The following is a 16,958-nucleotide window of genomic DNA, read 5'->3' as shown; positions in this document are numbered from 1 at the left end:
CGTCCGTAGCGCTGGTTACGCTGGCGGTGTGCGTTTTGGGGTGCTTGGCCCGCTCATGGGGTGGACGTCCGGCGGGACGCCGGTCCGGGTGCCCGAGCCCAAGGTCCGGACGCTGCTGGCGGCGCTGATCGCCGAACTGCTCGCCGAGCCGGGGCGGGCCGTCCCGGTGGACCGGCTGATCGACGCGCTGTGGGGCGACCGGCCGCCCCGCAACCCGGTGGGAACGCTCCAAGCCCGCGTCTCGCAGCTGCGGAAGGTCCTGGACGACGCCGAGCCCGGCGCGCGGGCGCTGGTCGCCGCCCGTCCGCCCGGGTACGCGCTCGACCTGCCGCCGGACGCCGTGGACGCGGGCGGGTTCGCGGCGCTGCTCGCCCGCGCCGGGCGGGCCGCCGATCCGGTCGCGAAGGCGCACCTGCTGGGGTCCGCGCTGGCGCTGTGGCGCGGCCCGGCGTTCGAGGGCTTCGCGGACGCCCCGTTCGCCGAGGCGCTCGCCGCCGGCCTGGAGGAGCGCCGGCTGGCCGCGTTCGAAGAGCACGCCGAGGCGCGCCTCGACCTGGGCGAGCACGCCGCGGTCGCGGCCGACCTGGTGGCGGCGGTGGCGGAGCATCCGCTCCGGGAGCGGCTGCGCGCCGCGCATCTGCGCGCCGTGTACCGCGCCGGGCGGCGGGCCGAGGCGCTCGCCGGCTACCACGACCTGCGGGAACGCCTCGCCGCCGACCTCGGTGTCGACCCCGGCCCGGAGCTGACCGCGCTGTACCAGTCGATGCTGGAGCAGGACCCGTCCGAGACCCGGCGCCCGCGGACGGCGCCGCGCCTGCCCGCCGCCCTCGGCGAGCTGATCGGCCGCGAGCGCGAGGTCGAGCGGGCCCGCGCGCTCCTCGCCGCGCACCGGCTGGTGACGCTGACCGGCACCGGCGGCGTCGGCAAGACGCGGCTGGCGCTGGAGACGGCGGCCCGGTCGGCGGCCGTCCACCCGGACGGCGCCTGGTTCGTCGAGCTGGCGGCGGGCCGCCCGGCGACGCCCGCCGAGGTCGCCCGGCGGATCGGGCACGTCCTCGGGCTGCGCGACGAGGCGGCCCCGGACCCCGGGTCCGGTGCCGTCGAACGGCTCGGCGAGGCGCTGCGCGCGCGGCGGACGCTGCTCGTCCTGGACAACTGCGAGCACGTGATCGAGCAGGTCGCGGACCTGGCCGGGCGGCTGCTCGCCGCCGCGCCCGGCCTGCGGATCCTCGCGACGTCGCGCGAGCCGCTCGGCCTGCCGGACGAGCGGCTGCTGATCGTCCCGCCGCTGGACCTGCCTGCGCGGGACGCGGACCTCGACGCGCTGCCGGAGTCGGGCGCGGTGCGGCTGTTCGCGGCGCGGGCTTCGGCGGCGGATCCCGGGTTCGCGCTGGACGCGGCGTCCGCGCCGTGGGTCGCGGCGATCTGCCGGCGGCTGGACGGCGTGCCGCTCGCGCTGGAGCTGGCGGCGACGCGCGTCCGGGCGTTCGGGGTGCGGGAGCTGGCGGCGCGGCTCGACGACCGGTTCCGCGTGCTCGCGGGCGGCCGGCGCGGCGGCCCGGAGCGGCAGCGGACGCTCCGCGCGGTGATCGACTGGAGCTGGGGGCTGCTCGGGGAGGACGAGCGGGCGGCGCTGCGGCGCCTCGCCGTCCACGCGGGCGGCTGCACCCTCGTGGCGGCGGAGGACGTCTGCGGCGCGGACGCCGGGGTCCTGGCGCGGCTCGTCGACCGTTCGCTCGTTGTGCGCGCGCGGGACGGTCGCTACCGGCTGCTGGAATCGGTCGCCGCGTACGGCCTGGAGCGGCTGCGCGAAGCCGGCGAGGAGGCCGAACTACGGCGACGCCACGTCCGCTACTACACCGACCTGGCGCGGCACGCGGACGAAAAGCTGCGCGGCCCGGAGCAGAGCGAATGGCTGGAGCGGCTCGATCAGGAGAGCGCGAACCTGCGCGCCGCCCTCGACCACGGCGCCGGGCTGCCGCTGGTGAACGCGCTGGGCTGGTACTGGCACCTGCGCGGACGGTTCGGCGAGGCGCAATGCGCCTTCAAGGAGGCACTGGAGGCGTCCAGTGAGGAAGACCAGGGGCGTGTAGAGGCCGAGACGTGGCTGGCGGGTTTCACCATGCTGGCGGGCGAGACCACCGATTCCGAGCGTCTGCGTGTCGCCGCCCTTGAGCGCTACAAGGACCAGGACACGTTCGCCTATGCGCGGGCCGAGTGGTTCCTGAGCCACGTCCACTGGGCCTACGGCGATATCGCCGCGAACCAAGCCCGCGTGGAGCACGCGCTCGCCGTGTTCCGCGCGCGCGCCGATCCCTGGTACACGGCCGCCGCGCTGGCGACCCGCGCCAAGTTCGCGATCGTCCACGGCGGCCTGGCCGCCATGGAGCGTGACGGTGGCGAGAGCATGGACCTCTTCACCGCCCTGGGCGACGCGTGGGGGCGGCTGGAGGCGACCGACGCGCTCAGCCGCCGCGCCGAGATCACCGGCGACTACGCGGCGGCGGCCGCCCACCACCGCGAGGGCCTGCGGCTCGCCGAAGAGCTCGGGATGTGGCCCGAGGTGTCGTTCCGCACGTCCGGGCTCGGCCGCGTCGCGCTGCTGACCGGCGCCCTTGGTGAGGCCCGCGACCTGCACGAACGGGCCCTGCGGATCGCCATCCGGCAGGCCGCCCGGTCGGCGGAGGAGTTCGCCGAGGCCGGGCTCGGGCTGGTCGCGCGCGCCCGCGGCGACCTCGACGCGGCCGAGCGGCACCTGCGCGCCCCGCTCGGCTGGCTGCGCGGCATCGGCGGCACGGCCGGGATCGCGTTCCTGCACGCCCAGCTCGGGTACGTCGCGGAACTGCGCGGCGACGCTGACGCCGCGCTCGCCCTCCAGCTGGACGGGTTGGCCTGCGCGCGCGCCATCGGCGACCCGCGCGCCGTCGCGCTCGCGCTCGAAGGGGTGGCGGGTGCGCGCGCGCTGGCGGGCGAGCACGCCGATGCGGCGCGGCTGCTCGGCGAGGCGTCCGCGCTGCGCGCGTCCGCCGGCGCGCCGCTCCCCGAGGCCGAAATGGGCGATATCAACCGAGCTGCCGGGACGATCATGGCGGCGATCGGCGTTGCCCCGTTCAGGAGCGAATTCGAGCACGGCCGCGCGCGCGTGCGGACGGAGGGAGCACCATGAGCGAGGACCTCGGGTACGGCTGGCAGAGCGACCTGCTGGACCTGCCCGCCTACCTCAAGCGGATCGGCTACGACGGCGCCCCTCGGCCGGACGCCGCGACCCTGCGCGCGCTGCACCGGGCGCACGTCACGTCCATCCCCTTCGAGAACCTGGAGATCATGCTCGGCCGGCCGGTCGAGCTGGACCTCGCGGCCGTGCAGGGCAAGCTCGTCGACCGGCCGCGCGGCGGGTACTGCTTCGAGCACAACCGGCTGTTCGCGGCGGTGCTGGAGAAGATCGGCTTCGAAATCACGGCGCTGACGGGCCGGGTGTCCATGGGAGCGGAGAAGCTGCTGCCGGGCACGCACGCGCTGCTGCTCGTCCGGGCGCCCGGGCAGCCCGCGGACGAGGCCGCGCTGCTGTGCGACGTCGGCTTCGGCGGCGGCCCGCTGGAGCCGCTCGCGTTCCCCGGCGACGGCGCGGACGTCGACCAGGACGGCTGGGGCCTGCGGCTCCTCCCCGGCCGGACCACCGCGGCGCTGCCGGCGGGCGCGCAGGTGTGGGAGATGCACCAGCGCGGCCCGGACGGCTGGTTCCGGCGGCACTCCTTCCCGCTGGTCGAGGCGTTCCGCGTCGATTTCGACGTGCTCAACCACTACGTGTCCACGAGCCCGCGGTCGCCGTTCACGCGGCGGCCGTTCGTCCAGCGGTTCTCCCCCGACGCGCACCTGGTGCTGGACGGGACGGCGCTGACGGTGACGCGGCCGGCCGGCGAGACGGAGACGCGGGACGTGGCCCCGGCGCGGCTGCCGGAGGTGCTCGCCGAGGAGTTCGGGATCGTCCTGGAGGGCGGCGACGCGGCCCGGCTGGTCGCGCGGGTGGACGGATCTAATCTAGACGTGTAGTGTCCAGGTTATGCGGATCGGGGAAGGGGTCGAGTGGGCGGCGCACTGCCTGCTCATGCTCGACTGGATGGGCGAGGACCGGCCCGTGCCGACGGCACGGCTCGCGGCCGGTTTCGAACTCCCCCCGCCCTACCTGAACAAGCAGCTCCAGGCCCTGGTCAAGGCCGGTCTCGTGACCTCGACGGCGGGCGCGCGCGGCGGTTTCCGGCTCGCCCGCCCGCTGGAGAAGATCACCATGATGGACGTGGTGGCCGCGATCGAGGGCCCGGAGGAGGCGTTCCAGTGCACCGAGATCCGCAGCCGCGGCGTCGGGGCGGACAGCCCCGCGTCCGCCCTGCGGCGGCCCTGCGCGGTCAGCACCGCCATGCGGAAGGCCGAGCTCGCCTGGCGCAGGGCGCTGGCGGAGCAGACGCTCGCCGACGTCAGCGCGGCGGTGAAGCGCGGAGCACCGGAGATCGAGGAGACCGTGCGGGCCTGGTACGCCCGCAACTGACCCCCTGACCACACTGGCCAGCGCCGGACCGTCCGGGCACCGGCGGTTCAAAATCTGGATATCCCCCATCTCAGAAAGGGAAATACCATGCAGGCACGGATGACCGGACTCCCCGCCATCGCCCCCGACGCCTACAAGGCCCTGCTCGGCCTGGAGGGCGCGATCGCCCGGAGCGGCGTCCCGAAGAGCACGCTCGAACTGGTCCGGCTCCGCGCCAGCCAGATCAACGGCTGCGGCTTCTGCGCCGACATGCACGCCTACGACGCCAAGAAGGCGGGCGAGACCGACGAGCGCCTCTGGTCCGTCGCGACCTGGCGCGAGTCCCCGTACTTCACCGACGAGGAGCGCGCCGCGCTCGCCCTCACCGAGGCCGCCACCCGCATCGCCGACAACCCGGCGGGCGTCCCCGACGACGTCTGGGACGAGGCCGCCGACGTCTACGACGAGGAGAGCCTGCTCTCCCTCATCATGTGCATCGCCGCGATCAACGCGTGGAACCGGATCAACGTCACGACCCGCCAGATCGCCGGCGCGATGCGCGCCTGAAGCCGCTTCCGGCGAGAACGGCCGGGACCGGCCGAGACCGGTCGGGTGACGGATGCCCGGCCGGTCCCCCGGCTCCTAGCGTCGGCGACGACGAGAGGAGACGGCATGAACGGGGAGAACGCGGTCACGAGCTGGATCGCGGAGGAGGCGCGGCCGGTCGCCGCGACCTCGGCGGACGGGCCGCTCGGCGACCTCGAACCGCTGCGGGACGCGGCGCGCGGCGCGCGCGTGGTGGGCCTCGGCGCGGCGACGCGCGGCGCCCGCGAGCTGTTCGTGCTGCAGCACCGCGTCCTGCGGTTCCTGGTCGAGGAGCTGGGGTTCCGGACGCTCGCGCTGGAGGAGGACTGGACGAGCGGCCTGCGCCTCGACGCGTACGTCCGGACGGGCGAGGGCGACCCGCGCGCGCTCCTGTCCGACGCGTGGCTGCCCTGGCGGACCGAAGAGGTGCTCGACGCGCTGCTCTGGATCCGGCGGTTCAACGAGGGCCACCCCGGCGACCCGGTCCGGGTGTTCGGGATGAACTTCACCACCATCCGGGCGTCGGCGTACGACCTGGTCATCGAGCACGTCCAGCGGGCCGCGCCCGGACGGCTCGACGAGATCCGGGAGCTGTACGCGCCGCTGCGGCCGGACGGCGACATCGACGAGCATGTGGGCCGGTTCCGCCGCGAGCCCGCCAAGCAGCCGCTCACCGACCGGGCCGAGCGCGCATACGCGCTGGTCAAGGACATCCCCGGCGATGGTCTCGCGGTGCACGCCGCACGGGCCGTCGTGGACTTCCACCGCTTCCACGGCCTGCCGCCCGAGGAGATCATCCCGTTCAGCGAGCGCAGGATGGCCGCCAACCTGCTCTGGTGGCACGACCGGACGCGGTCCAAGGTCGTCTACTGGGGCGGCATCGCGCACGCGGCGAACGGCGAGCACGTGGCGAGCGGGCCGTCCGCGCGCACGAACACGGGCGGGCTGCTGCGCAAGGAACTCGGCGACGGCTACCTTGCGGTCGGCCTGACGTTCGACCACGGCGCCGTGCACGGCGGCGTCCGGGTCCCGCCGCCGCCCGCCGCGTTCGGCGACGCCGTCCTCGGGCAGGCGGGTCCGCCGCACTACCTGCTCGACCTGCGCGGACCGCACCCGGCGCCGGTCGCCGCCTGGCTGGACGCCCCCGCGCCGATCCGGGTGATCGGCCCCGGCTACCGTCCCGAGGACGACGCGGACCACCGGATGCCCGGCTCGACCCCCGGCGCCCTCCTCGACCTGGTGATCCACTCCCACCGGGTGACCCCGGCCCGCCCCCTCCGGGTCAGCTGAGGTCCAGGCGGGAGAGCTCGCCCCGGGACGCCACGCCGAGCTTCGGGTAGGCCTTGTAGAGGTGGTAGCCGACGGTGCGGGGGCTGAGGAACAGCTGCGCGCCGATCTCCCGGTTGCTGAGGCCGGCCGCGGCGAGCCGGACGACCTGGAGCTCCTGCGGCGTGAGGCGGGCGGCGAGGTCGTCGGGCCCGGTGCCGGCATCGGTGGCGAGGCTCTCGCCCGCGGCGCGCAGCTCGGCGCGGGCGCGCTCCGCCCACGGCGCCGCGCCGAGCCGCTCGAACGCCTCCAGCGCGGAGTGGAGCTGGGCGCGGGCGTCGTTGCGCCGCCGTGCGCGCCGCAGCCACTCGCCGTACAGCAGCTCGGTCCGGGCCCGCTCGAACGGGGTGCCGCCCTGGCGGTGCAGCTCGACGGCCTGCGCGAACGCCGCGTCCGCCGCGTCGTCCGGGGCGTCCGCGGCGAGGAGGGCGGTGCAGCGCAGCGCGACCGCCTCCGCCCACGGCCGCCCGATCTGCCGGGCCCAGCCGGCGTACCAGTCCGCGGCGTCCCGCCCGAGGTCCGGGCGGCCCGCGCGGACGGCGGCCTCGACGAGGTCGGGCAGGCTCGCGATCGAACCCTGCCGGTTCGGCCCGGCGACGACGTCCGACAGCCGGGACAGCGCGGCCTCGTGGCGGCCGAGACCGAGGTCGAGGAGGCCGCGCGCCGCCGCCGCGTGGACGCTGCTCGGCGGGACGCCGCGGGCCAGCGCCTCCTCGGTCAGCTCGGCGCAGGCGTCCTCGTCGCCCTCGATCGCGGCGAGCAGCGCGAGGACGGTCGCGAGGTACACGCGGATGCGGTGCTGCCCGGTGTCGGCGGCGATCCGCAGGCCCTCCGCCGCGGCGGTGCGCGCCTCGCGATGGTGGCCGAGCATCAGCTGCGCGCGGGACCGGATCATCAGCACGGACGCCAGCAGCCCGATCGCGCCCTGCGCCCGGTATCGCCGCTCCAGCTCGGCGGCCGTCTCCGCGGCTCCCTCGAAGTCGCCGATCAGGATGTGCCACAGGCCGGCGCGGACGCGGTCGCGCGGGCCGTAGCACAGCCGCATCGCGTCCATCAGCTCGCGCAGCGCGGCGACGCCCGCGGTGAGGTCGCCCGGCGCGGCGAGCGGGTTCTGCCCGGCGAACACGCGGGACAGCGCGCGCAGGTGCGCGGCGTTCGGCAGGCCCAGCTCGGTCACGCGCGCGGCGATGGCGTCCACGGACGCGAAGTCCCCGGCGTTCGCGGCGGCGCCCGCGGCCTGGAAGAACAGGTAGCCGGACGTGTCCGGATCGAGGTCGGCGACGGACGCGGCGGTGTCGGCGAACATCCGGTACGCCTCCTTCGTCCGGTCCTGCTCGTCGGCGAGGGACGCGCGGATCAGCGTGAGGTCGGCGCGGGCGATCGGGTCGGGAAGGTCGGGCTCGGCGCGGACGGCGAGCTCGGCGGCGCGGTCGGGCATCCCGGCGAACGCGTACGCGCGCGCGGCGGCGGCCAGCCTGCGCCCGCGCGCGCTCGGGTCAGGGCTCAGTCCGGCGGCGGACTCGTACATCGCGGCGGCGGACGCGTTGCCGCCGGTCTCCCGCTCGCTCTCGGCCGTCGACTCCAGTACGGCCGCGACCGACTCGTCCGGGCCGGTCGCCGACCGGGCCAGATGCCAGGCGTGGTGGCAGTGGTCGCCGCGCTCCCGGTACGTCTCCGCGAGGGCCCGGTGCGCGGCGATCCGCAGGTTCAGCGGCGCCTCGCCGTACGCGGCGGTGCGGACGAGCGGGTGCCGCACCTCCAGCCGGCCGTCCGTGGTGGAGCGCAGCAGGCCGCGGCGCTCGGCGGGCTCCAGGTCGTCGACGGACGCGCCGAGCCGCCCCGCCGCCCCCATGATCGCGGGGATCCCGCCCGCGTCGTCCGCCGCGACGAGGAGCAGCAGCGTCCGGGACGGCTCCGGCAGCGCGGCGATCTTCTCGGCGAACGACCGGCGGATCCGCTCGTACGCCGACGACGCGTCGTGCGCCTGCGTCCGCAGCCCGGGGAGTTCGAGGAGGGCGAGCGGGTTGCCCATCGCCGCCGCGAGGACCTCGTGATGGACGTGGCGCGGCAGCTCGGCGGCGTGCCGGGCGAGCAGCTCGGTGGCGGCGGCCCTGTCGAGGCCGCGCAGCCGCACCTCGGGCAGGCCGGGCGCGGGGAACTCCGGCGCGTCCAGGTCGCGGGCCGCGAACAGCAGCGCGACGGGCTCGGCCTCCAGCCGCCGCGCCGCGAACAGCAGCGCCTCGACGGACGGCCCGTCCAGCCACTGCGCGTCGTCGACCACGCAGAGCAGCGGCTTCTCCTCGGCGAGGTCGGCCAGGAGCGTCAGGACGGCCAGACCGACAAGGAACCGGTCCCCGCCGTCCGTGTCCTGGCGTGCGCCCATGTTGAGGGCGTTGCGCAGTGCGCGCGCCTGTGCGTCGGGCAGCGAATCGATGCGGTCCAGATGCCCGCTCAGAAGCATGTGGAGACCGGCATACGGCATCCCGCTCTCGTACTCGACTCCCGTACCGCGCACCACCCGCATCTCGGACGCTTCCGCAGCGGCGTAGTCGAGAAGCGCGGTCTTGCCTATGCCGGCCTCACCGCGCAGTACCAGCGTCTGACCGCGCCCCTCACGGACCTGGCCGAGAAGCCGGTCGATCGTGGCCAGTTCCTCGTCACGCCCGTACAACATGGCTTCACCCTAGGCGTTTATTCGCGGCGCCCCGGAGTAGAGGAACCACATGACCGAGAAACGGGACGAGGACAAGCCGCTCGCCGACCGCCGCGCCGAGGCGGGCGCCCCCCAGGAGACCGACGACGACTTCGCCGAGGAGCACGCCCCCAGCAAGACCGACCCCCCGAACGCCGAAGCCGAGGCCCCCGGCGGCGAGGACGAGGGCTACCGCCCCCACACGCAGGCCCCCTAGCGGATCACTCGTTGTCGTCGTCGTGGTCGGAGCCGACCGTGACGCCGACGACGTCGGGCAGCTCGGCCAGGGTCGCGGACAGGTCGGGGATCGAGCCCGGCCCCTCCAGCACCAGCGTCACCACCGCGTTCCACGGGCCGCGCCGCCCGGACGCCTCGTCCCGGTCCCGCCGCTCGTCGCGGCCCCGGTCGGAGTCGTCCGGCAGGTACTCGCGCTCCACGTCGGCCGCCAGGACCGCGAACCCGCGCTGCGTGCACTCCACCAGCACCCTCCGCAGCGCGCCCCGCCCGTCCCGGTAGACGAGCCGCAGCCGCCCCCGGCCCGCCGGCCGGAACCGCTCGATCGGCAGCAGCCGCGACAGCGCGCTGAGCCCGTACACCACCAGGAAATGCGCGCCCGTCACCGCGACCGCCAGCAGCCACAGGCCGCCGCCCGCCGCCATCCCGACCGCCGCCGTCACCCACACCACCGCCGCGGTCGTCAGCCCGCGCACCGCGTCCCGCCGGACGAAGATCAGCCCGCCGCCGATGAAGCCGATGCCCGACACGATCTGCGCCGCCACCCGCGACGGGTCGAACGACACGTGCCCCGGCGCGTGCTGGAACCCGTACTTGCTGACCAGCATGAACAGCGCCGCGCCCACGCCGACCAGGGTGTGCGTGCGCAGGCCCGCGCTCTTGTTGCGCAGGCCCCGCTCCAGGCCGATGCAGGCCGACAGCACCAGGGCGAGCAGCAGCTCCCCGATCTGCACGACCCCTTGCCCCGGCGACAGCTCAAGCACCTTCCGCCCCTACCCGTCCGTCCGTTCCGGGAAGCCGCGCCGAGGCCGCCCCGGAAGCTCCCGGGGCGGCCTCGGCCGTGGTCCTCTACTCGGGGTGCGGGGGGCGCTGGTCCGGCGGCGTGCCGCCGCCCTTGCCGCCGCCCTTGTCACCCTTGTCGGTGCCGTGCGCGTGGCCCTTCGCCCGCGTCGACTTCGGGTCGGTGGCCTCCGGCGCCGGCTCCTCGGTCACGGCGGTCCGCCCGGACCGCCTCATCTCGGGCTGCTGCGGGTTCGGCATGATCCCCCTCCTATGCGCTGGACGGCTCGGGGCGCAGCGGGTCGTGGCCCACCGTCATCAGCTCGTGCCGCCAGCGCTCGTTGCTCGCGCCGTCCGGCGGCGGGGCGTCCAGATGGTCCTCGACGTAGTCCACGACCTGGCGCATCACGTCGGCGTCGCCGTCGGTGAGGTCGACCTTCCGCTTGCGCAGCAGGTCCACCACGCGGACGCCGAGCTCGGAGACGCCGGTTTCCGGCTCCGCCGGGAACGCCTCCTCGCCCGAGGCGTCCGTGAGCAGCCAGGTGCGCAGCTCGTCGGACGTCATGTTGACGAGCCGGTGGAAGTCCTCCCAGGCCAGCTCCGCCTCGGCCGGTATGCGATCGTTCATGGCGTTCGCCCTACCCGGTGTCGGCCGTCCCATTCGTCGGCCGGAGTCCCCGCGGCGCGCCCGTTAGGGCGTCCCGCTGCGGGGAACACGCCGGGAATGGACCACTCCCGAGCCCCCGTCCTGGAAGCCCTGGCCGCCTACCACCGGGAGGGCCAGGTCCCGTTCACCCCGCCCGGCCACAAGCAGGGCCGCGGCGCCGACCCGCGCGCCCGGGAGGTGCTCGGCGACGCCGTCTACCGGTCGGACGTGCTCGCGATCTCCGGGCTGGACGACCGGATGTCCAGCAACGAGGTCCTGGAGCACGCGCAGGCGCTGATGGCGGACGCGGTGCACGCCGACCACACGTTCTTCTCCACCTGCGGAAGCTCGCTCTCGGTGAAGAGCGCGATGCTCTCGGTCGCCGGTCCCGGCGAGAAGCTGCTGGTCGGGCGGGACGCGCACAAGTCCGTGGTGTCCGGGCTGATCCTGTCGGGCGTCCGGCCGATCTGGGTGGAGCCGCAGTGGGACGCCGAGCGGCACCTCGCCCACCCGCCGTCCGCCGGGGCCTTCGCCGCCCGGTTCGACGAGCACCCCGACGCGAAGGGCGCCCTCGTCACCAGCCCCACCCCGTACGGGACGTGCGCGCACCTCTCCGCGATCGCCGAGGAGTGCCACAAGCGCGGCAAGCCGCTGATCGTGGACGAGGCGTGGGGCGCGCACCTGCCGTTCCACCCCGACCTGCCGACCTGGGCGATGGACTCCGGCGCCGACGTGTGCGTGACCAGCGTCCACAAGATGGGCGCGGGCCTCGAACAGGGCTCGGTCTTCCACCTGCAGGGCCCGCTGGTGGACCCGGACGTCCTCAAGGCCCGCGAGGACCTGCTCGGCACGACCAGCCCGTCCGTCCTGCTGTACGCGGGCCTGGACGGGTGGCGCCGGCAGATGGTCGAGCACGGCCGCGAGCTGCTCGGCGGCGCGCTCGACCTCGCCGCGCGGGCCCGCTCGGAGCTGTCCGGCATGGGGTTCGACGTGCAGGGACGCGACGAGTTCACCGGCCCCGGCCTCGCCCGCGACCTGGACCCGCTCCCGATCGTCATCGACCTCGCCGGGCTCGGCACGAGCTGGCTACCGCGCCGCCGACTGGCTGCGCGAGCACCACCGGGTCAACATGCACCTGGCCGACCACCGCCGGATCAGCGCGCAGCTGACCTTCGCCGACGACGAGGACACCGTCGGGCATCTCCTCACCGCGTTCCGCGACCTCCGCGCGAACCTGGGCTCGCTCACCGGCGTCCCGGAGGTGAAGGTGCCGTCGCCGGCGGAGCTGCGGCTCGAACTGGTCGTGCTGCCCCGCGACGCGTTCTTCGGCCCGGCCGAGCAGGTGCCGGCGGACGAGGCCGCCGGCCGCGTCTCCGCCGAGATGATCACGCCGTACCCGCCGGGCATCCCGGCCGTCCTGCCGGGCGAGCGGATCACCGCCCCGGTCATGGACTACCTGCGGACGGGCGTCGACGCCGGAATGGTCATCCCCGACGCCGCCGACTCCTCGGTGAAGAGCGTCCGCGTGTTCATTGAACGCTGATGTAGTCCTCCAGCCGCCCGACCGCGAAACCGCGCTTCTCGATCTGCTTCAGGAGATCGGCGAACATCCGCGTCATCGTCTCGCCCTTGAGCTGCTCCGGGCCCCGGAAATGCGCGAGCAGGATGTCGCCGGGATGCAGTTCCTTCTTCGGGTCGTCGTACTGGAAGTCGTGGATCTGCATCGACGCCCGCCACATCACGATGCCGCTGATGCCGCATTCCCGCGCGGCCTCCTGCGTCAGCGAGTTCCACCGCCCGAACGGCGGCCTGAGCAGCGTCGGCGCCGTCCCGTACTGCTCGGTGAGGGCGTCGCGGTCGCCGCAGATCTCCTGCTTCTGCCCTTCCAGGCCGAGCGTGGGCAGCACCGGATGGGTGACCGTGTGGTCCTGGATCCGGTTGCCGAGCGCCTGCAGCGGCGTGAAGTACCCGTAGTCGTCCTGGACGTCGTCCTTGGTGAGGAACATCGTGACGGGCACCTTGAGGTCGTTCATCATCTCGACGAACCTCGGGTCCTTCTCCTGCCCGTCGTCGAGCGTCACGAAGACGACACGGTCCTTGGTGGGGACGCTTTCGAAGACCTTCGCCGGGCCTTTCCCCGGCAGTTTCAGCGGCTTGTCGGCGGGCGGCGCGGGCGCCGGGACCATCGGTTTCAGGCCCCATTTCCGCCAGACCGCCGCCGCGTCCGGCTGCTGCCGGACGGCGGGCGCCGCCGGGGCGGGCGGCGCGGCCGCCTTCGGCTTCTCCGCCGCGGATCGCTGGCAGGCCGCGAGCGCCAGCGCGAGGGCGGCGGCCCCCGCGACGACGCGGACGGACCGCCCCCAATAGTCCCCCATGCCGCAGAACTTACCGCCTGCCCCATGAGTCCATTCAGTGGCCCCCGCACCACCGCCACCCCCCGCCCCGGCCGCTTCAGGCCAAAAGTCGATCATGGAATCGGCGGCCCCGTACGGTGAGGCCGGTGTCGGACCCGCAACGCACCCGGCCGGACCCGCCCGGGCCGGTCGCCTGGCCGCCGCACGACCCGCGGCCGCCCGGACGGCCGGAGCCGGTCCGGGCCGGGCGGCGGATCGCGCAGGCGTTCGGTGCCGTCCTCGGCGTCCAGGCGCTGGCGGCGTTCGCCGTCCTGCTCATCCTGAACAGCTACCGGCGCTCCGCCGCGGGCTGGCTGCTGCCGCTCATCGGCGTCGCCGACGCCGCCGCCACCCTGCAGATCTGCTGGCTGGCGATCCGCGACATCCGGCTCCTCGGCGGCCGGACGGCCGGGCCGCGCCGCCTGCTCACCGCGCTGGTCCTGCTGCTGGCCGCCGGGCTCGCGGGCGGCGGCTACGCCCTCCACAGGCACGCGACCGCGCCCGTCCGCGGCGTCCTCGGCGCCCCCGTCCAGGACGGCGACCTGACGTTCACCGCGTACGGCCCCCGCTGCGGCGTGAAGATCAAGGGCATCGCCGCCGCGGGCACCCTGTGCCGCGTCCGGCTGACGGCCGCCAACAGCGGCTCGGCGGCCCTCCGCCTGGACGCGGCGGCGCAGCGCCTGCACGGCGGCGACGGCGGGCACCCGGGCTCGGTGCTCCTCCGCCCGTCGCGCTCGAAGAGGTACGCGCGGTCGGCGTCCCGGGCCCTGCCCGCCGGCTCGTCCTTCACCGGCTACCTGCTCTTCGATGTCCCGTCCGGCTTCGCGCCCCGCGCGCTGGAACTCCACGCCACCGGTGAGAGCCGGGGCGTCCGCATCGAGGTCGGGGGCGCCTGACGGGTCAGCCGGCGCGCAGCGGGCCGGCGGGGAGGCCGAAGCGGGCGGGGACGCCCGGCGAGTACAGGACGCTCACCGGGTCGCCCGCCGGTGCGGGCAGCCCGGCGGCGGCGACCAGGTCCTCATCGCAGGCCAGCAGTTCGGCGCGGTGCAGCGGCCAGCGCGGATGCGTGTTCCGCAGGAACAGCGTCCGGCCGAAGGAGGCATTGTGCAGGCCCCACCGGGCCGTCAGGAAATGCTCCAGCTCCGTCGGCTCGCCGATCCGCTCCCCGATGCGCAGGGCCATTCTGTCGCCCGCGCCGCGCGGCCCGGGCCAGCGCCTCGAACCGGTGTAGAGGACGATGTCGCCGACGCGCCGGAACGACATCCGCGACCACAGGTAAGGCAGCCCGAAACCGATCCTCCCCATGAGGACCGGAATGAGGCGCGAGGCGTCCATCGAGCGGAAGACGACGCCGCGCCGGCCGTCGCCGTCCACCGAATACAGGCGGACGTTCGTCTCGAGGAAACCGCCGAGATACGGAACGCTCGGCAATCCGAGCCATCCGACGCGGTGCATCCGGAAGGCGATCAGGCCCACGTGGGCGGCGCCGTCGAAGGTGTCGGGGCGGGTGCCCGCGGGAAGCAGTTCCGCCACGTCGGCGGGGTCGGCGGCCCAGTGCACCAGCGCCACGTCCAGCCAGGACTGGGTGAGCAGCGGACGGTCGATCGAGCCCGGCGGGTCGGGCGTGACCGCTTCGGCGGGCGCGGGACGGGACGGCACCGCGCCAGGATAGGCGGCGCCCCTCGTTCAGCCGGGACGCGGGACCAGCCGGAACGCGACGAAGGCCGGGACCTGGTTCAGCAATTCGTGGTCGTCGGGGTGGCTTTCCGCCATCTCCGGGACGGGCCGGGGTTCGAGGAACTCGTCGATGAGGAACCCGGCCCGGCGGAACTCCGCGCAGATGTCCGTCAGCGGCATGCGCCACGCGCGGACCGGCCAGTCGCGCTTCTCGCTGAGCGATTCCTCGACCGGTTCGACGTCGAAGTAGGAGCCGCCGAGACGCAGCCATTTCGACATCGGATGCTCGGTCGACAGCACCAGCGCCCCGCCCGGCGCGAGAATGCGCCGCAGCTCCTCCAGGACCGCGACGCGGTCGTCCAGGTAATGGATCGCGAGCGCGAACACGACCAGGTCGACCGACCCGTCCGGCACCCAGCCGAGCGGCTCGGCGAGGTCGTGGACGCGCAGGTCCGCGCGGCCACCGGTGCGCTCGCGCGCCAGCTCCACGAACGTGGGGCTCGCGTCGCAGCCCAGCACGCGCGCCCCGCGTTCCTGCAGCTCGGCGGCATAGAGGCCGGGGCCGCACGCGGCGTCGAACACGGTCCGGCCGCGCACGTCCCCGGCGAGGCCCAGCACGGCCGGACGGTCGTAGAGCGCGTTGTAGGGGCTCACCGCGGCGTGCGCGGCGTACTCGTGGGCGAAGCGCTCGTACATGCGTCCGATCGTGCCAGGCAAGGCCGGCGGGCGGGACCCGGCGTCAGGTCTCCGCGGCGCCCGCGGTCGGCGCGCCCTCCTCCCCCGTCTCGCCGCCCGGCGCGTCGGCCTCGGCGTCCGGTGCGGCCGTCTCGCCGCCGGCCAGGTCGCCCGCCGCGCCGGCGCCCTCGCCGGGACGCTGCGCGCGGCGCTGCGCCTCGCGGGCGCGCTCGGCCACCCGCGCCAGCTCCGCGACCCGCGTCTCGTCGCGGGTGAGGTTCTCGCCGCTCGCCGGATCGAAGATGTGGATCTTCGAGGTGTCGATCCACAGCTCCGCCGCATCGCCCGCCGTGATCCCGCTGGACGCGTCCAGCGCCACCACCGCCTGCGTGCGCAGCTGGTCGCTGTCCAGCTCGCGGGACAGGTCGCGGAGCTGCGCGGCGAGGTCGTCCGGCGCCTCGTACGGGACGTACGCGTACAGCTCGTTGCCGAGCCACTCGGTGACGTCGACGCGCGCGCTGACCGTGCTGCCGCGCGCCTTCTTCTCCGCGCCGACCAGCGCGGCGTCCTCGAAGTGCTCGGGACGGATCCCGACGAGCACGACGTCGCGGCCCTCGATTGCGGCGGCCTTGCGCGCGTCGCCGACCTCGAACCGGCCGAGCGGGGTGTCGAGCGCCGTCCCGTCGACGGACGCGGGCAGGAAGTTCATCGACGGCGAGCCGATGAACCCCGCCACGAACAGGTTGACCGGCTCCTCGTACAGCTCGCGCGGGCTCCCGACCTGCTGCAGGACGCCCTTGCGCAGCACCGCGACGCGGTCGCCGAGCGTCATCGCCTCCGTCTGGTCGTGCGTGACGTACACGGTGGTGACGCCGAGCCGGCGCTGCAGCCGGGAGATCTCGGTGCGCATCTGGCCGCGCAGCTTGGCGTCCAGGTTCGACAGCGGCTCGTCGAACAGGAACGCGTTCGCCTGCCGGATGATCGCGCGGCCCATCGCGACCCGCTGCCGCTGCCCGCCGGACAGGTTCGCCGGCTTGCGCTGCAGATGCTCGGTGAGCTCGAGCAGCTCGGCGGTCTCCCGGACGCGGCGGTCGACCTCCTCGCGCGGCACCTTCGCCAGCCGCAGCGGGAACGCGATGTTCTCGAACACCGTGAGGTGCGGGTACAGCGCGTAGTTCTGGAACACCATCGACAGGTTCCGCTGCCGCGGCGCGATCTTGTTGACGACCTGCTCGCCGATGCGCATCTCGCCGCCGGTGATGTCCTCCAGCCCGACGATCATCCGCAGCAGGGTGGACTTGCCGCAGCCGGACGGCCCGACCAGGATCATGAACTCGCCGTCCCGCACGTCCAGGGACACCTCGTTCACGGCCGGGAACCCGTCGCCGTACCGCTTGACGATGTTCTTCATGGTGATGGCGGCCATGC

At 74.8% G+C, this 16,958-nt stretch carries 16 protein-coding genes and 1 pseudogene; 9 read left to right on the top strand and 8 right to left on the bottom strand.

Annotation, left to right across the window (positions count from 1 at the left end; translation table 11 throughout):
• Positions 1-28 precede the first annotated feature (28 nt).
• The 5 genes from AB0C78_RS15765 to AB0C78_RS15745 all read left to right on the top strand — a co-directional run bounded on the left by AB0C78_RS15765 (position 29) and on the right by AB0C78_RS15745 (position 6,397).
• Positions 29-3,166, top strand: coding sequence for a BTAD domain-containing putative transcriptional regulator (locus AB0C78_RS15765; RefSeq protein ID WP_360747565.1), 3,138 nt, complete (start codon positions 29-31; stop codon positions 3,164-3,166).
• The gene (locus AB0C78_RS15760) at positions 3,163-4,050 is read left to right on the top strand and encodes an arylamine N-acetyltransferase (protein WP_360747562.1); all 888 of its coding nucleotides are present in this window, start codon (positions 3,163-3,165) and stop codon (positions 4,048-4,050) included. The genes AB0C78_RS15765 and AB0C78_RS15760 overlap by 4 nt, the downstream gene beginning before the upstream one ends.
• Positions 4,051-4,060: 10 nt before the next feature.
• Positions 4,061-4,543: an Rrf2 family transcriptional regulator gene (locus AB0C78_RS15755; protein WP_151539416.1), complete on the top strand. Its 483-nt coding sequence runs from the start codon at positions 4,061-4,063 to the stop codon at positions 4,541-4,543.
• Between the two features lie 99 nt (positions 4,544-4,642).
• Positions 4,643-5,089 (top strand): carboxymuconolactone decarboxylase family protein, encoded by a 447-nt coding sequence (locus AB0C78_RS15750; RefSeq protein ID WP_360747558.1) that lies wholly within the window; start codon positions 4,643-4,645, stop codon positions 5,087-5,089.
• Positions 5,090-5,194: 105 nt separating this feature from the next.
• Positions 5,195-6,397, top strand: a complete 1,203-nt coding sequence (locus AB0C78_RS15745; RefSeq protein ID WP_360747555.1) for an erythromycin esterase family protein — start codon at positions 5,195-5,197, stop codon at positions 6,395-6,397.
• On the opposite strand, the gene AB0C78_RS15740 is transcribed toward AB0C78_RS15745, so the two are convergent.
• Positions 6,390-9,107, bottom strand: coding sequence for an AAA family ATPase (locus AB0C78_RS15740; protein WP_360747552.1), 2,718 nt, complete (start codon positions 9,105-9,107; stop codon positions 6,390-6,392). The genes AB0C78_RS15745 and AB0C78_RS15740 overlap by 8 nt on opposite strands.
• A gap of 49 nt (positions 9,108-9,156) precedes the next feature.
• Between AB0C78_RS15740 and AB0C78_RS15735 the strand changes: the two genes are divergently transcribed.
• On the top strand, positions 9,157-9,342 hold the full coding sequence (locus AB0C78_RS15735) for a hypothetical protein (RefSeq protein ID WP_360747549.1): 186 nt from the start codon (positions 9,157-9,159) through the stop codon (positions 9,340-9,342).
• A gap of 4 nt (positions 9,343-9,346) precedes the next feature.
• Here AB0C78_RS15735 and AB0C78_RS15730 read toward each other — a convergent pair whose 3' ends face one another.
• The 3 genes from AB0C78_RS15730 to AB0C78_RS15720 form a co-directional block, all read right to left on the bottom strand.
• The gene (locus tag AB0C78_RS15730) at positions 9,347-10,123 is read right to left on the bottom strand and encodes an MgtC/SapB family protein (RefSeq protein ID WP_360747546.1); all 777 of its coding nucleotides are present in this window, start codon (positions 10,121-10,123) and stop codon (positions 9,347-9,349) included.
• Positions 10,124-10,208: 85 nt separating this feature from the next.
• Positions 10,209-10,400 (bottom strand): hypothetical protein, encoded by a 192-nt coding sequence (locus tag AB0C78_RS15725; RefSeq protein WP_151539422.1) that lies wholly within the window; start codon positions 10,398-10,400, stop codon positions 10,209-10,211.
• A 10-nt stretch (positions 10,401-10,410) separates the two neighbouring features.
• Positions 10,411-10,767: a DUF3140 domain-containing protein gene (locus tag AB0C78_RS15720; RefSeq protein ID WP_151539423.1), complete on the bottom strand. Its 357-nt coding sequence runs from the start codon at positions 10,765-10,767 to the stop codon at positions 10,411-10,413.
• Positions 10,768-10,863: 96 nt separating this feature from the next.
• Here AB0C78_RS15720 and AB0C78_RS15715 point away from each other — a divergent pair.
• Together AB0C78_RS15715 and AB0C78_RS15710 are read left to right on the top strand one after the other, a co-directional pair.
• Positions 10,864-11,697: pseudogene (locus AB0C78_RS15715) on the top strand (ornithine decarboxylase); the annotation flags it as partial.
• Positions 11,698-11,914: 217 nt separating this feature from the next.
• Positions 11,915-12,328 (top strand): hypothetical protein, encoded by a 414-nt coding sequence (locus tag AB0C78_RS15710; RefSeq protein WP_360747808.1) that lies wholly within the window; start codon positions 11,915-11,917, stop codon positions 12,326-12,328.
• Here AB0C78_RS15710 and AB0C78_RS15705 read toward each other — a convergent pair.
• Positions 12,315-13,160: a polysaccharide deacetylase family protein gene (locus AB0C78_RS15705; protein WP_360747541.1), complete on the bottom strand. Its 846-nt coding sequence runs from the start codon at positions 13,158-13,160 to the stop codon at positions 12,315-12,317. The genes AB0C78_RS15710 and AB0C78_RS15705 overlap by 14 nt on opposite strands.
• A 125-nt stretch (positions 13,161-13,285) precedes the next feature.
• Between AB0C78_RS15705 and AB0C78_RS15700 the strand changes: the two genes are divergently transcribed.
• Entirely contained in the window at positions 13,286-14,074 is a 789-nt protein-coding gene (locus tag AB0C78_RS15700; RefSeq protein ID WP_360747538.1) for a hypothetical protein, read from the top strand.
• Between the two features lie 4 nt (positions 14,075-14,078).
• Here AB0C78_RS15700 and AB0C78_RS15695 read toward each other — a convergent pair whose 3' ends face one another.
• From AB0C78_RS15695 to AB0C78_RS15685, 3 genes are read right to left on the bottom strand one after another with little or no spacing between them, the layout of a single operon-like run.
• A complete protein-coding gene (locus AB0C78_RS15695; RefSeq protein ID WP_360747535.1) occupies positions 14,079-14,837 on the bottom strand; it encodes a DUF2071 domain-containing protein in 759 nt (252 codons plus the stop codon).
• 27 nt (positions 14,838-14,864) lie between these two features.
• Complete coding sequence (locus AB0C78_RS15690; protein WP_360747532.1) at positions 14,865-15,551, bottom strand: class I SAM-dependent methyltransferase; 687 nt, start codon at positions 15,549-15,551, stop codon at positions 14,865-14,867.
• Positions 15,552-15,594: 43 nt separating this feature from the next.
• Positions 15,595-16,956, bottom strand: coding sequence for an ABC transporter ATP-binding protein (locus AB0C78_RS15685; protein ID WP_360747529.1), 1,362 nt, complete (start codon positions 16,954-16,956; stop codon positions 15,595-15,597).
• Positions 16,957-16,958 lie beyond the last annotated feature (2 nt).

It is taken from the genome of Actinomadura sp. NPDC048394, assembly GCF_040651755.1.
Classification (GTDB): Bacteria; Actinomycetota; Actinomycetes; order Streptosporangiales; family Streptosporangiaceae; genus Spirillospora; species Spirillospora montaniterrae.
The sequence above is the reverse complement of the archived record's forward strand: the minus strand, read 5'-3'. Positions and strand labels throughout refer to the sequence as shown.